17 protein-coding genes and 1 tRNA gene are annotated in these 15,552 nt (G+C 43.1%); 6 read left to right on the top strand and 12 right to left on the bottom strand.

Annotated features, from left to right (window positions below; genetic code table 11):
* Window positions 1-184 precede the first annotated feature (184 nt).
* Window positions 185-1,078: a M23 family metallopeptidase gene (locus FD723_RS14550; protein WP_179065935.1), complete on the top strand. Its 894-nt coding sequence runs from the start codon at window positions 185-187 to the stop codon at window positions 1,076-1,078.
* A gap of 74 nt (window positions 1,079-1,152) precedes the next feature.
* Here the strand turns inward: FD723_RS14550 and FD723_RS14545 are convergent, their stop codons facing one another.
* From FD723_RS14545 to FD723_RS14525, 5 genes are all read right to left on the bottom strand, one after another.
* Entirely contained in the window at window positions 1,153-2,190 is a 1,038-nt protein-coding gene (locus FD723_RS14545; protein ID WP_179065934.1) for an isochorismatase, read from the bottom strand.
* Between the two features lie 60 nt (window positions 2,191-2,250).
* A complete protein-coding gene (locus FD723_RS14540) occupies window positions 2,251-2,535 on the bottom strand; it encodes a type II toxin-antitoxin system YoeB family toxin (protein WP_179065933.1) in 285 nt (94 codons plus the stop codon).
* Entirely contained in the window at window positions 2,532-2,750 is a 219-nt protein-coding gene (locus tag FD723_RS14535) for a hypothetical protein (RefSeq protein WP_118163017.1), read from the bottom strand. The genes FD723_RS14540 and FD723_RS14535 overlap by 4 nt, the downstream gene beginning before the upstream one ends.
* Window positions 2,751-2,929: 179 nt before the next feature.
* On the bottom strand, window positions 2,930-3,190 hold the full coding sequence (locus FD723_RS14530) for a type II toxin-antitoxin system RelE/ParE family toxin (RefSeq protein WP_179065932.1): 261 nt from the start codon (window positions 3,188-3,190) through the stop codon (window positions 2,930-2,932).
* The gene (locus tag FD723_RS14525) at window positions 3,187-3,384 is read right to left on the bottom strand and encodes a DUF2281 domain-containing protein (protein ID WP_179065931.1); all 198 of its coding nucleotides are present in this window, start codon (window positions 3,382-3,384) and stop codon (window positions 3,187-3,189) included. Before FD723_RS14525 ends, FD723_RS14530 begins: the two co-directional genes overlap by 4 nt.
* 353 nt (window positions 3,385-3,737) lie before the next feature.
* Between FD723_RS14525 and ispG the strand changes: the two genes are divergently transcribed.
* Both ispG and ctpC read left to right on the top strand, forming a co-directional pair.
* The gene (ispG, locus tag FD723_RS14520) at window positions 3,738-4,964 is read left to right on the top strand and encodes a (E)-4-hydroxy-3-methylbut-2-enyl-diphosphate synthase (RefSeq protein WP_179065930.1); all 1,227 of its coding nucleotides are present in this window, start codon (window positions 3,738-3,740) and stop codon (window positions 4,962-4,964) included.
* 217 nt (window positions 4,965-5,181) lie between these two features.
* Window positions 5,182-6,465 carry a carboxyl-terminal processing protease CtpC gene (gene ctpC, locus FD723_RS14515; protein WP_179065929.1) on the top strand — a complete coding sequence of 428 codons (1,284 nt, stop codon included), beginning with the start codon at window positions 5,182-5,184 and terminating at the stop codon, window positions 6,463-6,465.
* Between the two features lie 78 nt (window positions 6,466-6,543).
* Here the strand turns inward: ctpC and FD723_RS14510 are convergent, their stop codons facing one another.
* Complete coding sequence (locus FD723_RS14510) at window positions 6,544-6,729, bottom strand: transposase (protein ID WP_179065928.1); 186 nt, start codon at window positions 6,727-6,729, stop codon at window positions 6,544-6,546.
* 160 nt (window positions 6,730-6,889) lie between these two features.
* Here FD723_RS14510 and FD723_RS14505 point away from each other — a divergent pair, with 160 nt between their 5' ends.
* On the top strand, window positions 6,890-7,081 hold the full coding sequence (locus tag FD723_RS14505) for a hypothetical protein (RefSeq protein ID WP_179065927.1): 192 nt from the start codon (window positions 6,890-6,892) through the stop codon (window positions 7,079-7,081).
* Window positions 7,082-7,096: 15 nt separating this feature from the next.
* On the top strand, window positions 7,097-7,297 hold the full coding sequence (locus FD723_RS14500; RefSeq protein ID WP_179065926.1) for a hypothetical protein: 201 nt from the start codon (window positions 7,097-7,099) through the stop codon (window positions 7,295-7,297).
* 87 nt (window positions 7,298-7,384) lie between these two features.
* Here FD723_RS14500 and FD723_RS14495 read toward each other — a convergent pair whose 3' ends face one another.
* A complete protein-coding gene (locus tag FD723_RS14495) occupies window positions 7,385-9,112 on the bottom strand; it encodes a succinate dehydrogenase/fumarate reductase flavoprotein subunit (protein ID WP_179065925.1) in 1,728 nt (575 codons plus the stop codon).
* A 201-nt stretch (window positions 9,113-9,313) separates the two neighbouring features.
* A complete protein-coding gene (locus FD723_RS14490; RefSeq protein WP_179065924.1) occupies window positions 9,314-9,631 on the bottom strand; it encodes a hypothetical protein in 318 nt (105 codons plus the stop codon).
* Window positions 9,632-10,138: 507 nt separating this feature from the next.
* On the opposite strand from FD723_RS14490, the gene FD723_RS14485 reads away from it, so the two are divergent.
* A complete protein-coding gene (locus FD723_RS14485; RefSeq protein WP_179065923.1) occupies window positions 10,139-10,990 on the top strand; it encodes a hypothetical protein in 852 nt (283 codons plus the stop codon).
* A 63-nt stretch (window positions 10,991-11,053) separates the two neighbouring features.
* Here FD723_RS14485 and FD723_RS14480 read toward each other — a convergent pair whose 3' ends face one another.
* From FD723_RS14480 to pds, 4 genes are all read right to left on the bottom strand, one after another.
* Entirely contained in the window at window positions 11,054-12,376 is a 1,323-nt protein-coding gene (locus tag FD723_RS14480; protein WP_179065922.1) for an ABC transporter substrate-binding protein, read from the bottom strand.
* A 191-nt stretch (window positions 12,377-12,567) separates the two neighbouring features.
* Window positions 12,568-12,659, bottom strand: a tRNA-Ser gene (locus FD723_RS14475).
* A gap of 133 nt (window positions 12,660-12,792) precedes the next feature.
* Window positions 12,793-13,725 carry a 15-cis-phytoene synthase CrtB gene (gene crtB / locus FD723_RS14470; protein ID WP_179065921.1) on the bottom strand — a complete coding sequence of 311 codons (933 nt, stop codon included), beginning with the start codon at window positions 13,723-13,725 and terminating at the stop codon, window positions 12,793-12,795.
* Window positions 13,709-15,148 (bottom strand): 15-cis-phytoene desaturase, encoded by a 1,440-nt coding sequence (pds, locus tag FD723_RS14465; protein WP_179065920.1) that lies wholly within the window; start codon window positions 15,146-15,148, stop codon window positions 13,709-13,711. Before pds ends, crtB begins: the two co-directional genes overlap by 17 nt.
* Window positions 15,149-15,552: the final 404 nt, after the last annotated feature.

Here is a 15,552-nt window from a genome sequence, read left to right as displayed (position 1 = left end):
TGGACAGATCAATTTATGGAAAATTGGGGACTGGGGATTGAGAAGAGACAAGGTAGACAAGGAAGAGGGGGGAGATAACGAAGAGACTTGTCCTCCTTGTCTCCTCGTTTCCCCTAGTCCCCACTCCCCAATCCCCACTCTTCCCATCTAAAATCTAAAGTTAATGCGCTATTGACCTTTATACATGACTTTACTCTTTCGTCAACTATTTCTCTGTAGCTTAGTTAGCGCCTTGAGCCTAGTAAGCATACTGCCATACTCGAAGAGTGCTAACGCTGCTGTAGGTGGTTGCCCAATTTCAGCCTTATCTCGCTTCCAACGCCATAAAGTTGTTCGTGGTGAAACTTTGGAGAGCATAGCGCAGCGCTACAATCTCATTCCTACAACTATTATCGGCATGAATCCAGCTTTGCAGAATGGTGGGATTGCAGCCGTTGGGAGTGTGCTTCAAATTCCTCCCTACAATGGGATTGTAGTCGAAGTACCTCGCGGTGAAACTTGGCGACAAGTAGCGGCACAATACAAAGTTCGTGCTGATAGCCTTTTTGAGGTGAATGGCTGCCAACCAGACCCCAGAATCGTATTTGTTCCGGGGGTAAACTGGTCGCCCAATGGTGTTGTAACTAAATCCCCTTTACCCAGTGATGCAGGTACACCAAATCGGGCATCGCTATCTGGATATCCTTTAGCACAAGTGGCGACAGTGGGATTAGCTTACGGCTGGCAAATTAATCCTGCGACAGGTGAAGTTTTCTTCCACAGTGGTGTTGACTTGTTAGCACCAGTTGGTACTAATGTGTTAGCGATCGCACCTGGAACTGTAGCCTTTGCCAGCGATCAAGGTTCCTATGGTAAGTTGGTCATTATTAACCACAGTGGCGGACTCCAAAGCCGCTATGCCCAGCTTGACAGTATTAAAGTTACTGTCGGTCAGCAAGTGAAAAAAGGAGACTTACTAGGAACAGTAGGCATTAGTGGAAAACCAAGTTCCACTCAACCCCATCTCCATTTTGAAGTGCGTTCTAGCTCATCTCTGGGTTGGGTAGCAGAAGATCCCAAGGGTTATTTGAAGAAATGAGGTTTGTTTTTAAACGCAGAGGAACGCAAAGGAAATCTCTGTGTTCCTCTGCGAAACCTTTGCGATCCTTTGCGTTAAAAAAAGGATGCTATATTTTCGCTAGATTTGACGATGTGCATTCCTGCCTCTGCAAACCTTGTAAATGCTGCATCTGCCTGTTCTGTATAGTCCACAACACCAGGGACAACAACAGGAGAAGTGCTATCTTCTAGTAAATAGATTTTTTTCGCCAGGGTAGCATCTACCTGTTTAATTTCTGTTAATAAATCATCAATTGTCCAAGCGACACAATGACTTTTAGCTTGACCACCAATAATGACAACATCAAATTCTAAAAGTTGTTTAATCAGGCGCGTGTTCTTTTGAGCAAGTGGACGTTGTTCAAAATCTTCTAACACCTCTGGACGTAAGATGGAGTAGTTTTCTGTTAAAGGATTTTCACCTTTGAGTTCAAATTGCGTTTGACTCTGACGCGCAATGCCGTGAAAAAATATCGCTTCTTCTACCGATGAAACTAGAGCGTGACCGATACCGCCCAACATAGAATGATAAGGCCAAACAGTCAGGGGATATTTCCCATCTTGACTAAGTTTTTTAAGGTAATGGTAAGCGTGTTTTTCTAATAATTCATAATCCCCATTAGTAACACTGTTAGCAACTGCTGGGTTAACTTTCCAGATACCTTGTTCGATATCTGCTGGTGTGATGCTAGTAGCTGCTGGAGTGGGATGTTCTCCGGCAGCGTTCACCCAAAAGATCGGATGGAAGATTTGTGTTGCTGTGTGAGTATCTAGAGTTGGTACAATTTTCGTGATTATTCCCAAGTTTCGATAGATAAACTCACATAATCTGACGTTATCATCCACCGCCGCATTACCGGATTTTCCACCTACAAATAATTCAAATCCAGGGATACAGAAGGTGTTTTGGACATCAATTAACAGTAAGCAAATACGAGTTTTATCTAAAGATGCTGGTTTAATATCGTGTTGTTTTGCCCAGATTTCAGCTTCAGCGGCACGTTCTTGGTAAGGTACGCGCCAGACATCGCCGACCCGATCGGGGTTAAAGTGCTGAGGAATTGGTAGTTGGGTTATTATTTGAGTGTTCATCTAAAATCTGTACTTATTTTCTAATTATTAGGCTTGCCTTAGTTAAAAATAATACTGAATTTAGTAAACGTCATCGTGGGAACCTAAAGTTAGCAACAAAATTTCTTCCTCTCCTGATTCAGGATTTGTAACAAATTTAAATAAAATCCGATTACTATAATCAATTGAACATGAGTATCTACCCGATGAATCACCTTTTAGCTTGTGACTACGTAAACTGAGTTGAAATGGATCTTCAGCGATTTGTTGTAATATTTGCTCAATTTGAGAACGTAACTCAGGATTTTTCTTGACTACACGCTTAAAAGCACGAACAAAGGTCGGACTCCAAACCAAAATTTTCACTCATCTAACTCCGCCATCAAATCTGCAACTGAACCACGCCGGACATTACCCTGAGCGTAATCACTCTCTGCTTGCGCGATTTCTTTTAATAAGTCATCCCGTCGCTGTTGCTTGAGGCGCTTTTGGATAATATCTACAAGAATAGCCTGAGCTTCTGGATCTAATGCTTCTACTGCTTCTATAGCTTTCTGGAATGTAGATGTTTTTTCTAGCATGGGCGTTAAAGCATTTGGTGATAAGTCTAATTTAGCTGGTGGGATGTGTAATCTGTTTATTCAATAGTATATTTGTATTATAAAAACATAAATTTAGCGATCGCACTTGCATCATCGATGAGAATGCGAAAGCGGTAAGGCGTTTTTGCACATTTGGGATGCTCACGATTTTTAGTTGTTCACAATCTATAAACATCGCTACGATGCTTTACTTTGACCACCGTGACTAATAATAAACCATCTTGTATTTCGTAAATAATTCGATATTTTCCCAATCTGACTCTATATAAATTATCAGAACCTTCTAATTTTTTCACACCATCGGGACAAGGCTCAAAAGCAAGTTCTTCTAATTTAGCAACTATTTTTTGTTGAACATCATAGGGTAATTTTTTTATCTGTCTTTTTGCAGCCGGAGCAATTTCTACTTCGTAACTCACAAACCTAATTCCGTTTTGAGTTCACCCAAGGAAATCGTACCAACCTCTTGTGCTTCTTTTAATGCAGCTTTTGCATCTTCTAAATCTTCTTTATCTTCTTTGGCTTTCAAAAAAAGTAAAAAGTCCAGAACCTCGTATACAATTTCTTCTGGTACATTTTCTATCTCTTCAATTATTTTCTGTTTGGCATTCATAAATTCTGCTTTATGCTGGTTGACTATATTATAAGATGATGGTTATTGAAGTCTTGCTAACTCAAGTAAGAAATCGCGATGCCTGTGGCGGGCTGCGCTAACGCACTTCATCATGCAGGACATCGTACTGTGGGTAGTGAGAAAAGCTGACGCAGTTGATCGTGTATGAGAATGGGAAAGCGATCGCACTATAGCTTAGTCACAAAGGCGATCGCTCTTGATCTGTTGTGCTGTGTTATTGTCTGATTTTTTTCTTATCTAATCACCCAAAGAGCCACCACCTGTGGCAATCTGGGAAACAGAGATTTATTAAATCTGATATTTGATCTACAGCAAATTTACCTAATCAGGTTATGCAAACTCTGCCCACAGTAAACACTTCAAGCATTACATCACCTCAAGCCACCTTTGATACAACTATCAAGCGGCGTAAAACTCGCCCTGTAAAGGTAGGAAATGTCACCATTGGCGGCGGCTACCCCGTTGTAGTGCAGTCAATGATTAACGAAGACACTCTTGATATTGATGGTTCCGTAGCTGGTATTCGTCGTCTGCACGAAATTGGCTGCGAAATTGTCCGCGTCACAGTGCCGAGTATGGCTCATGCGAAAGCTTTAGGAGAAATTAAACAAAAATTAATTAAAACTTACCAAGACGTGCCAATTGTGGCTGATGTTCATCACAATGGGCTAAAAATCGCCGTGGAAGTTGCCAAGCACATAGAGAAAGTACGGATTAATCCCGGCTTGTATGTGTTTGAAAAGCCAAACATTAATCGAACTGAATATACTAAAAGCGAATTTGACGAAATTGGCGATAAAATCCGCGAAACTTTAGAACCTCTAGTAGTTTCTTTGCGCGATCAAGGAAAATCGATGCGAATTGGGGTAAATCATGGTTCCCTCGCGGAGAGAATGCTATTTACTTACGGTGACACCCCCGAAGGCATGGTGGAATCTGCCATAGAATTCATCCGCATTTGTGAATCTTTGGATTTCCGCAACTTGGTAGTTTCCATGAAAGCCTCACGAGTCCCGGTGATGGTAGCCGCCTATCGCCTCATCGCCAAGCGCATGGATGAACTGGGTATGGATTATCCATTACATTTAGGCGTTACAGAAGCAGGTGATGGCGAATACGGGCGAATTAAATCTACAGCAGGTATTGCCACCTTACTTGCTGATGGCATTGGTGATACAATTCGCGTCTCACTTACAGAAGCACCAGAAAAAGAAATTCCCGTCTGCTACAGCATTCTCCAAGCTTTGGGATTGCGAAAAACGATGGTGGAATATGTCGCTTGTCCTTCCTGTGGACGCACGTTGTTTAACCTAGAAGAAGTGCTGCACAAAGTTCGGGAAGCCACTAAACACCTAACTGGGTTAGACATTGCAGTTATGGGTTGTATTGTCAATGGACCTGGAGAAATGGCCGATGCCGACTATGGTTATGTCGGCAAAACACCTGGTTACATTTCTTTGTATCGTGGTCGAGAAGAAATTAAAAAAGTCCCAGAAGATAAAGGTGTAGAAGAATTAATTAACCTCATTAAGGCAGATGAACGCTGGGTAGAACCTTAAAGGGGGTGGGGGGTAGAGGAGCAGGGGAAGCAGAGGAAGAATAAGTAATAAGTAATCCCCAGTCCCCAGTCCCTAGTCCCCAATCCCCAATCCCTCAATTTGCCAGATTGTCAAGTATTTTGTGTAAATTAGGAATACATACTCCGTCTGTACAGTGGTAGCCTGTGTTAGATTGAGCATACTGACTATAAATTTTCCCTCTGATGCAGCTGTCATTATGGTGATTACAAAAAGTAGACTTGTTTTGGGTGCTACGGCAGTGACACTCTCCACGATCGCTGTTACTAGCCTTGGCATTCATTCGCGAGGTCAGGCTTTATTTAAAGCGAGTCCTAAAGAATTAGTAGATGAAGTTTGGCAAATTGTTCAACGCCAATATGTAGACGGTACTTTTAATCAGGTTGATTGGCAGGCTGTTCGTAAGGAATACTTGAGCAAGTCTTACAGTAATCCACAAGATGCGTATAAGTCCATTCGGGAAATGCTGAAAAAGCTACAAGACCCCTACACCCGATTTATGGACCCAGAGGAATTCAAGAATATGCAGGTTGATACCTCTGGAGAATTGACAGGTATTGGGATCACCATTAGCCAGGATGAAAAAACCAAGCAGTTGGTTGTAATTGCGCCAATCGAAGATACACCAGCCTTTAAAGCTGGTGTTTTGGCAAAAGATATCATCCTCAAAATAGATGGCAAAGATACTAAGGGGATGGATACCAATCAGGCAGTATCTTTAATTAGGGGTGAAGCAGGAACGCAAGTCAGCCTGATTATTCAGCGCGACGGGCAGACAAAACAATTTGACATCAAACGGGCACGAATTGAAATCCATCCAGTTAAGTTTTCCCAAAAGCAAACTCCAGCGGGAAATCTTGGTTACATCCGCTTGAACCAGTTCAGTGCCAATGCTGGTAAAGAAATGCAAAGCGCTATCAAAAATTTAGAAAGCAAAAAGGTAGCTGGATATATTCTGGATTTGCGTGGTAATCCAGGTGGCTTACTCTTCTCCAGTGTGGATATTGCCCGGATGTGGATAGATAAAGGTAAGATTGTCTCCACAGTTGAACGCCAAGGAGAGGCAGAAAAAGAAGAGGCAAACGGACGAGCCTTAACAAATAAACCTTTGGTAGTACTGGTAGATAAAGGTTCAGCTAGTGCCAGTGAAATCCTCTCAGGGGCTTTGAAAGATAATAAGCGCGCGACTTTGGTAGGTACTCAAACCTTTGGTAAGGGATTGGTCCAATCAGTACGTCCTCTGGAAGATGGTTCAGGATTGGCGGTAACAATTGCTCATTACTATACCCCCAATGGTACAGACATCAATCATAAAGGCATTGAGCCAGATGTGAAGGTGGATTTGACCAAAAAGCAGATGGAAGATTTGTGGCTGCACGGACGCGACAAACTAGCTACCCTAGCAGACCCTCAATTCGCTAAAGCGGTGGAAGTTATAGGTAAAAAAATTGCTGAGAAGGGTACACCCACAGCAGAAAAATAAAGTTAGGAGTGAATAGTGAGGAGTTAGGAATAAAAACCATCATTGTTAACTTTTAACTTCTAACTCCTAACTCCTAACTTAAACTGGTTGGCATTTTCCAGCCCTAATAAGTCCTACACGCCGAGCGATCGCCTCTTCTTGCGAACTAAAAGGCCCCCACTGTTCTATAATCTCTAAATTATCGTTGCTAACTTGGTCGCTGGGGATAATTTCGCAGTTTCCACCAGGGCGCTTGACAATATACCAAGTTTGTAAATTATTCATATTTTAAATAAAAATCTTGTTTTTATAGTCAGAATTTGACTGCATACAGAAAATATCTTCGCACTTGCTAAATCCCAGATTCAGCAAGTGTAATCGTATAATCAGTTTTTTTACGGATCAATAATATTTTAGATGCTTGAGGATCGTTTCTGGAAAATTCATGGACGAGCTACAACCAAGAGTAGAACAGCTGCAATCGTTATATAGACTTTGCCATCAACTTACAAATGTGATGTTTCAGCCAATTCACATCGTGCGATTAGATGAACGATCGCTCAATATATTTATATTAGCTGGGCAAAATGAAGGAATAGAGCTAGAAATTACGCCAGATGGTAGTATTGAACCATGAATGTAGTGTAGACCTATGAACAAGGTAAACTATGCAGCAATGAGCGACCAAGAGCTAAAAAGTTACTTTATCACCCACAAGGATGATAAGCAAGCCTTTTATGCTTATATGGATAGACGAAAATCTCGTCATCGTGATGCTGCAATAAAATTAAATGATCCAGCTTGGGAAGAAAAAATAACAGCCGTGATTCAAAAACAATTAGGCTCTGATTGATAACTTAATCATTTCATATTTTTAATCGAGGTGGACAAAATTAAATTTTTGTAGTCACCTCGATTTCTCACATAAATTTACTTTCAACTAATACTTCCGCTCTTTTGGCTCAAACATAGTAATCGCCACCGGTCGATATTGAATGTCAATTCCGGCTGGTGAATAGTAAGCCATTGTGTGCTTGAGAAAGTTTGTATCATCTCGCTGGGAATAATCTTCGCGGAAATGAGCGCCACGACTTTCTTGGCGATTTAGGGCTGATGCTAAAATAGTCTGCCCTACTACCATTAAACTTCGCAATTCTAAAGCTTCTACGAGTTCTGTGTTCCAGCAACTACCTTTGTCATCTAAATAAATTTGAGGGTATTGCTGTTGTATTTTTTCTAGTTTCTGCAAACCTTCAGTCATTAACGCCTCAGTGCGGAAAACACCACAGTACTCAGTCATACAATCCTGGAAGGCTTGACGAACTTGGTTAATACGGTACTTTCCTGGTTGTTCTAGCAAAGCTTGAATTTGTTGCTGGGCCTCTTTTACATACCGTTGTTCATCTACAGAGGGTAACTTACGTTTTTGGACAAATTTGGCGATCGCACTCCCAGTCCTTTTACCATAAACTACACACTCTAGTAGTGAATTACTCCCCAAACGATTTGCACCATGTACGGAAACACAAGATGTTTCACCCGCAGCAAAGAAAGCATCAACTAAACCATCGCCACTACTACGAACTTGCCCATCAGTATTAACTGGAATACCACCCATACAATAGTGAATTGTCGGGCGGACTGGCATCGGTTGAGTTACGGCGTCAACGCCTACTAGACGGTGTGCTTCTTCCCAACAAAAGGGAACGCGACTCATAATTTTTTCTTTGCCTAGATGGCGTAGATCCAGATAGACAAAGGGGCCGCCAGCACTGCCATCAAGATGAATACCACGACCGGCGCGAATTTCGTAAGCGATCGCTCGTGAGGTAATATCACGAGGAGCTAGTTCCATCCGACTGGGAGCATAGTTCGCCATAAAGCGATCGCCTTCACTATTAATCAGATACGCCCCTTCTCCCCGTACCGCTTCTGAAATCAGCACCCCTACCGGATATAAACCAGTGGGATGAAACTGCACAAATTCCATATCTTCTAGGGGCAAACCGGCGATCGCAGTCATTGCCAAACCATCACCTGAAGACGCGTAATCATTAGAGGTAGTGTTATAAACGCGACCATAGCCCCCTGTGGCAAACATCACCGCCTTAGCCCGCACCACCTCTATATGTCCATCCAAAAGGTGGAACATCACCACACCCTTCGCCTCATTTTCTTCCAAAATGAGACGCATCACGTACCACTCTTCATAAACTTGCACCCCATAACGCCGCAAATTGTTAACCAATTCGTGCAGAATCGCGTGACCAGTTTTATCAGCAGCGTAGCAAGTACGGTTGTGGGAATGTCCCCCAAAAGCTCGTTGGGCAATGCGCCCATCGGATAAGCGAGAGAATAAAACGCCGAGATGTTCCAAGTCAATTACTACACCTGGCGCTTCTTGGGTGAGAATTGCCACAGCATCTTGGTCTGCCAAGTAATCAGAACCCTTGACAGTATCAAAAGCATGTGCTTCCCAACTATCCTCTGAATCAACATTTTTCAGCGATGCAGCCATACCACCTTGAGCCGCAACCGAGTGCGAACGAATTGGGTGGGTTTTCGCAACCACAGCAATATTTAAACTAGGGTCGGTGCGGGCAATTTCCACAGCAGCGCGACATCCTGCTAATCCACCCCCGACAATAATCACATCATGTTCCAGCATATTTAGCCCCCGACTGCAAACCACTGCTGTTCTATTGTAGAGACGTGATGAATCAGGCAGTGGGTTACAACAGTGGTGTCTCTACAAAAAAATTCCCTGCTTATAGACAGGGATGTTATGACAAATTTTTAAATTAGGAGTGAAAAGTTAAAACTGAAGAGTTATATGACTCATAACTCCTAACTCATAACTCCTAACTGTTTAGCTAGTTGCTTGTACAGGTTGTTGCTGAGACACATTACCTGGTATGGGTTCCAATTTGGTTCCCGGCCCAACAGGAGCGACTTCAATATGATTTAACAAGGTAGTGACAAAGGCAAACAACAAGAAAGGTAGCGATAGCAGAACGACGAGACCCGCCGTTGCTAAAGCATACACAGGTCGCTTGGCACCCATCAATGCCAAAGCTGATGCCAAACTGAGAGTAATTGTAATTAACCAAACAATTATTTGACCGTAGATATCACCGAAAGTCAAGGTACAGACAAACCGATACTTTTGAATATTATTTGCGCTCATCACATTCGCCTCAAGTCTCTCCTAATAGGTTCTACGTTAGAACTATGTTTGTCTTGTAGACAATTTCTAAATATTTTTGCAAGCTTCGTAATATCACTTCACAATCAAGCCACCTTTGACAGGAAGGCAGCTATTCTGGAAGCAAACTTTTTCTCTTCATGGGAGAGGTCGCAATTTTTATAACCTCCTTAACAGATAATCTCTTTGCTTAATGTCATCTATCAAATTCAGGATATTTAGAATATCTAGCAATTTTATTTGATTGTGAAAATCGCAACTCACAGAGCGCCGAGTTCTTTGAGAAGTCAGCGATCTTGTTTGTCACAAACGATTCAGATTAGTATAGTATTTAATTTTTTGTGAGTAAATATTAACTAGAGAAATCAAGTAAAGTCAGGATGTAAAAACAGATTTTTTGATGTTAAATTTTGAGTATTGCCCGAATTTGTTGACTTATAATCAACAAAAATCTTTATTTTTCGTGGCAACATTGTTTTAGGAGTGAACGTGAATACTATTTTTCTTCGTAAAGGTGTTTTTTGGTTGCCAAGTGTAGCTGCTCTTACATTCCTGAGTAGCAGCTTATCTGCAAATGCCCAGACTGTGGATAAGGTGAGCATTCAGCCATTAACCGAGCCTTCTGCAAGCGTAGCGTCTCCCAACGAGTTTAGTCCAGAACTAGACGCCGAAAGCCAAAATCTCTCTACAGAAACAACTGAAACATTTACAGCGACAAATAAGGTACAGCAGTTGCCCAACACTGCGATGGAGCAAAACACTAGCACAATAGCTACACCTGTTCCAGGCACAGTGTCAACCTCATCTGCGACACTCACCTCTGAGGTTGTACAACCGACTTCTCAATCGGTTTCTCAAACAACTGCTCAACCATCTGCTACCAAAGTGGCGCAATCGGATATTGATTTAGGTAGAACTACCCGTGGTGGCAGCAGCTATGTTGGCGTCGCTGCTAACATCGGTTTGAGTGGTGATGGTGATACGTCTTTGGGCGATGGTAATTTTGCAGTAGTCAGCAAAATCGGACTGACAAATTCTATATCAGTGCGACCCTCAGCCGTATTCGGGGACAATACGACAATTTTGCTTCCGATCACCTATGATTTTACCTTCAAATCAGCAGATGCTTTTAGCGAACCATTAGCGATCGCACCTTACGTTGGAGTGGGTGCAGCTTACAAAACAGGTGATAACTCTAAATTCGCCTTTTTGGTGTCTGGTGGCATTGATGTGCCTCTAACTCCTCAATTTACAGCAACCGCTGCTATAAATGCAGGATTTTTCGATAAAACTGATGTGGGCTTGTTGTTAGGAATTGGTTACAACTTCAATGGGCTTTAAAAGTTAGAAGTTAGGAGTTAGGAGTTATGAATTTAATCTTAATAACTCGTAACTCCTAACTTTCTATTTAGGGGTAACTTTATCAATTACCTTGATTTTGCCATCGTCTCCTACCGTCCAAACATCGTAAACACCAACGACATCACCGTTAGCATCAATATCTACGTTGCCACTGGCTCCTTGGTAGTTAATCTTTTTACCATCTTTAAGTAACTTCAGTCCCTCGCAGACATCAGTAACTTCTGTGCCAGGGCCATTGGAAACTTCACGGATTTTGCTGGCTATGCCAACGCCTGTATTTTCTTTAGCAGCTTGCGCTGCCAATGTCAATAAAGCAGCCGCATCCCAAGCTTGAGGAGCGTATTCTCCTGGCTCATTACCCTTTTTATCCTTCCATAGCTTGTTGAAAGCTTCTAGTGCTTTACCATCGGAACCGGGTACTGTACCGATCGCTCCAGTTAAAATATATTTACCATCACTGCCTTTACCAACTTGTTCGGGAAAAGTCGGTGATTTTACCCCATCTGTCAGCAGAATTTGTACTCCCTTCGCCACACCTTGCTGATAGGCGGCCTTTAGGAACAGACTACCAGTTTCCGCGTAGAGTACTGCCAGGACTGCATCTGGCTTACCTGCAAATGCAGCAGCCGCCTCTGTATCAAATGTCTGAGCTTTTGGGTCGTAGCGGACAGGCTTATCTTTATTAACGATGGTTCCACCCAATTTTTCAAAGGTTTGCACGAATGCTTTTTCAAAACCAACGCCATAGTCGTTATTAATCACGACTGTAGAAACTCGCTTGAAACCTTTTTTTCTGGCAAGTTGGGCTAAAGCTAATGCTTGGTAGGTATCGGGGGGAGCAGTACGCGCCCAAAAGCCTTTATAGTCACCTTTTTGGGCTTTTTCGGTAAATACAGGACTGGTACTACCAGGGGAAACCAGCATAACTTTATTCGGCGTAGCAATGGAGACTGCTGCACTTGAAACGCTACTGGCAAAGGAACCAACTACACCTGCTACTTTATCTAAAGTTGCTAGTTTGGTCATGCCGGCAGCTCCAGCTTTCGGGTCAGTTTGGTCGTCTACTTGCACCAAGGTAACAGGTTCCCCATTCACTCCACCGCAAGCGTTGACTGTATCGACTAGTAAAGGTACTGAGCCTAGCATCTGCTGTCCCACAGAAGCCAAGTCGCCTGTTGTCGGTAGCAGGGAACCAATTTTTAACCCTTTAGCGCTACTTGTAGTAGTTGAGTTTGCCGCTGGGGTAGCGGTGCTGCCGTTGGTAGCTGTGCTGTTAGGGGTACTGTTATCACCACAAGCCCCAACTAGAAACCCAGTTGCTAGGGTAGCTAGACTTAAGGCTAAGGCGGCGCTAATTTTTTTCATAAATTTCTTTCACTCCTCAGATATTTAGGAGCCTAAAAATAAGATCCAAACTAGGTTTTTAACTTAGCTGGATCTTATCAAGACTCCAAAGGATAAATCATATCATCCATCTTTGGGAGTAGAAATATTTACGCCGATATTAGTAATTTTTTTGTACACAGAATATTCTCCGTGTATCAAAAGCCGAAAAACGGAGAGGGAGGGATTCGAACCCTCGGTACGGAGTTGCCTGCCGTACAACAGATTAGCAATCTGCCGCTTTCGACCACTCAGCCACCTCTCCTGACTCACGAATATCAATGTTACCAGACTTGCTTTTAAGAGTCAATAGTCATTTGTCATTGGTCATTTGTGATTAGTCTTTGGTTATTTATAAAACACTGAGGACTAAGGACTAGGGACAAATGACTAATTTTTTAAAGGACTTGCGATCGCATCCAAGCTATGGGCAAAGTGCGTAACTTTTTCCACTGGGGAACGAAAGCCCGCTGACTGAATACATCGTAATCGTTGCGTTCAATCGCCTCTAAAATTTGACCGTACAGCATTGATGCTGCCCACACAGGCCAACGGGCATCGGATGCTAAATAAGTAATTCCCTGGTCGGATGTGGTATAAAATTGGCGGGCTCGGTCAATTTGAAAGCGCATTAATGCTCGCCAACGATCGTCTACCACACCTTTGAAGAAGTCTTGCTCGGTATAGTTGAATTTTGCCAAGTCCTCAAGGGGAATGTAAATCCGCCCCCGTTTGGCATCTTCTCCCACATCCCGCAGGATGTTGGTAAGTTGATTGGCAATTCCGAGAGCGATCGCTTCTTCTATGGGAACATAAGGTTGTTTATTTTGCCGCCACGGTGCTGCATATATGGTGTTATCCACACCCATAACGGATGTTGACATCAAACCAACAGTACCAGCAACGCGGTAACAGTAGAGGTATAAATCCTCAAAGGTTTCATAACGACTGCGATATAAGTCCATGCGCTGACCGGCAATCATATCCCGAAAGGGTTGGATGTCCATCGGAAAGCGCTGGAGGGTATCAACTAAAGCTACATCGTAATTTTCTAATGGACGCCCCGCAAAAATCGATTCCAGCTGCTGTTCCCATAGGTCTAGGGTTTCTGGCGTGGTAATAGCAGATGCGGGACCATCCACTAATTCATCTGTACGGCGACACCAAGCGTAAATTGACCAAATAGATTGACGTTTTACCGGACTCATCAGCAAAGTACCCAGGTAAAAAGTCTTGGCATACTTTGCTGTGAGATGCCGACAAAGTTTGTATGACTCGTCTACAGAGACCAGCGTTTTCATGCGCGGCGGGGAATCAGGCAGTTGCAGCATTCGTTGCGGGCGGTCGGGTGAGCGTTTGCAGGTTTGAGGAATTTGCTACCGGGAGGGCCTCAGAAATCGCCTGCGCTGTTAGCTTACCAGAAAGTACGGCACCTTCCATACTGGCTAAGTAGCGTTGCATGGTGTAATCCCCTGAGAGATAGAAGTTACTAATGGGGGTTGTTTGCGAGGGACGGTACTGTTGACGACCAGGGGTCGCTTTGTAAACTGAACGGGGCGTTTTCACCACATGAGATTTCAGCAATGTTGCTGGATTGTCTCCCCCAAAGTGGTCGGGGAAGAGTTTTTCTAACTCGGCAATAGTGGCAGCCACAATCTCCTCATCGGATTTGGCAATCCAATCTTTTGCCGGCGCTAGAACTAATTCCAGCATCGAGCGTTCGGGGTTGGCGTATTCACGGCAGGTATTGCTCATATCAGCATAAACGCTGAGGAGGGGCGATCGCGAGAATAGCAAGTGATCAATTTGCGTAAGTTTACGATCAAACCACAAATGCACGTTAATCACAGGCACGCCTTCTAAGCCTTCTAGCTTTTGGAAAAACTCCATTTCTTTCCAAGGTGCTGGCAAAATCACCTTCAGAGGGTCAACCGGCATAGCCGATACATACAAATCCGCCGTGAAAACTTCATCTTTATCCCCATTCAACCCCCGCATCAAGTAACCTTTGACGCTACCATCGGCGTTTAGCAAAATCTCTTTTAAAGGGGCATTCAAGCGGACTTCTCCACCGCGTTCGGTGATGTAATCCACTAGGGGCTGACACAATCGTTCTGTTGGCGAACCATCCAGAAAGGCCATTTTCGAGCCATTTTTTTCCTGGAGGAAACGATTGAGGGCAGTTAAAAGAATGGTTGCCGAAATTTCATCTGGGTCGATGAAGTTCAGCGACTTGGCCATGGCAATAAAAACTTCTTTATTGACCCGTTCTGGTATGTTGTGTTTACGCAGCCAATCTGTCCAGGAATATTTGTCCATTTCTTCAACGTACTTTTGCCCCTGAATCATGACCGGCAATAATCCGATGCCAAAGCGGATTTTTTCTGGCCATGTCAGCATGTCGTTGTTTCGCAGAATTGCCACTATACCATTAATCGGTGCTGGCAAATCGGGGAAATCAAAGCGACTGTAAGTACCTGGTGCATCCGGCTGGTTGAAGATCATTGTGTGTTCTTTCCACTGCAATCGATCTTCAATATCCAGTTCTTTGAATAACTGCAACATATTGGGATATGCGCCAAAAAAGATGTGCAGACCTGTTTCGTACCAGTCTCCATCAGCATCTTTCCATGCAGCCACTTTACCGCCTAGAACGTCTCGACGTTCCAAGACAATGGGTGTGTGGCCTGCGTCCGTAAGATATTTCGCGCAGGAAAGTCCTGCTAGTCCCGCTCCCGCGATCGCTACTCGCATGTAACCCTACTGCTCTTCAATATTTCTTAACCGTTTTATCGTTCTCATTATACGTTGCAATCCGTTACATTTGGCAGTGATTGTGCGATCGCTTCCCCAAAAAACTTTTACCAAAGGGAATTTTACCTACTCGCACCTACCCGAACAAATTGTTAATACCATTGTTGGCAATAGGTTTGAGCGAGCATTTCATCTATCTTTACATAGAAGAAATTTAGGCAAACAAAAGTATTTCCTTTGAGTGAAAATAGGTTAATCCCAAATATGATCTGAAAGTAGTTGATTTATTTGCTAATTCGTGTATTTACTTTGAGGAAATATCTGGAGTATTGCTTAAAACTACTTGGAAAACTTTCCGCTTCCCATAAGGTGTAGGATAAAACTTTATGTCCTCTATGTCCTCT

It is taken from the genome of Nostoc sp. C052 (assembly GCF_013393905.1).
Lineage (GTDB): Bacteria > Cyanobacteriota > Cyanobacteriia > Cyanobacteriales > Nostocaceae > Nostoc.
Note: the sequence above shows the minus strand (reverse complement) of the source record. Positions and strands in the feature narration are given on the sequence as shown.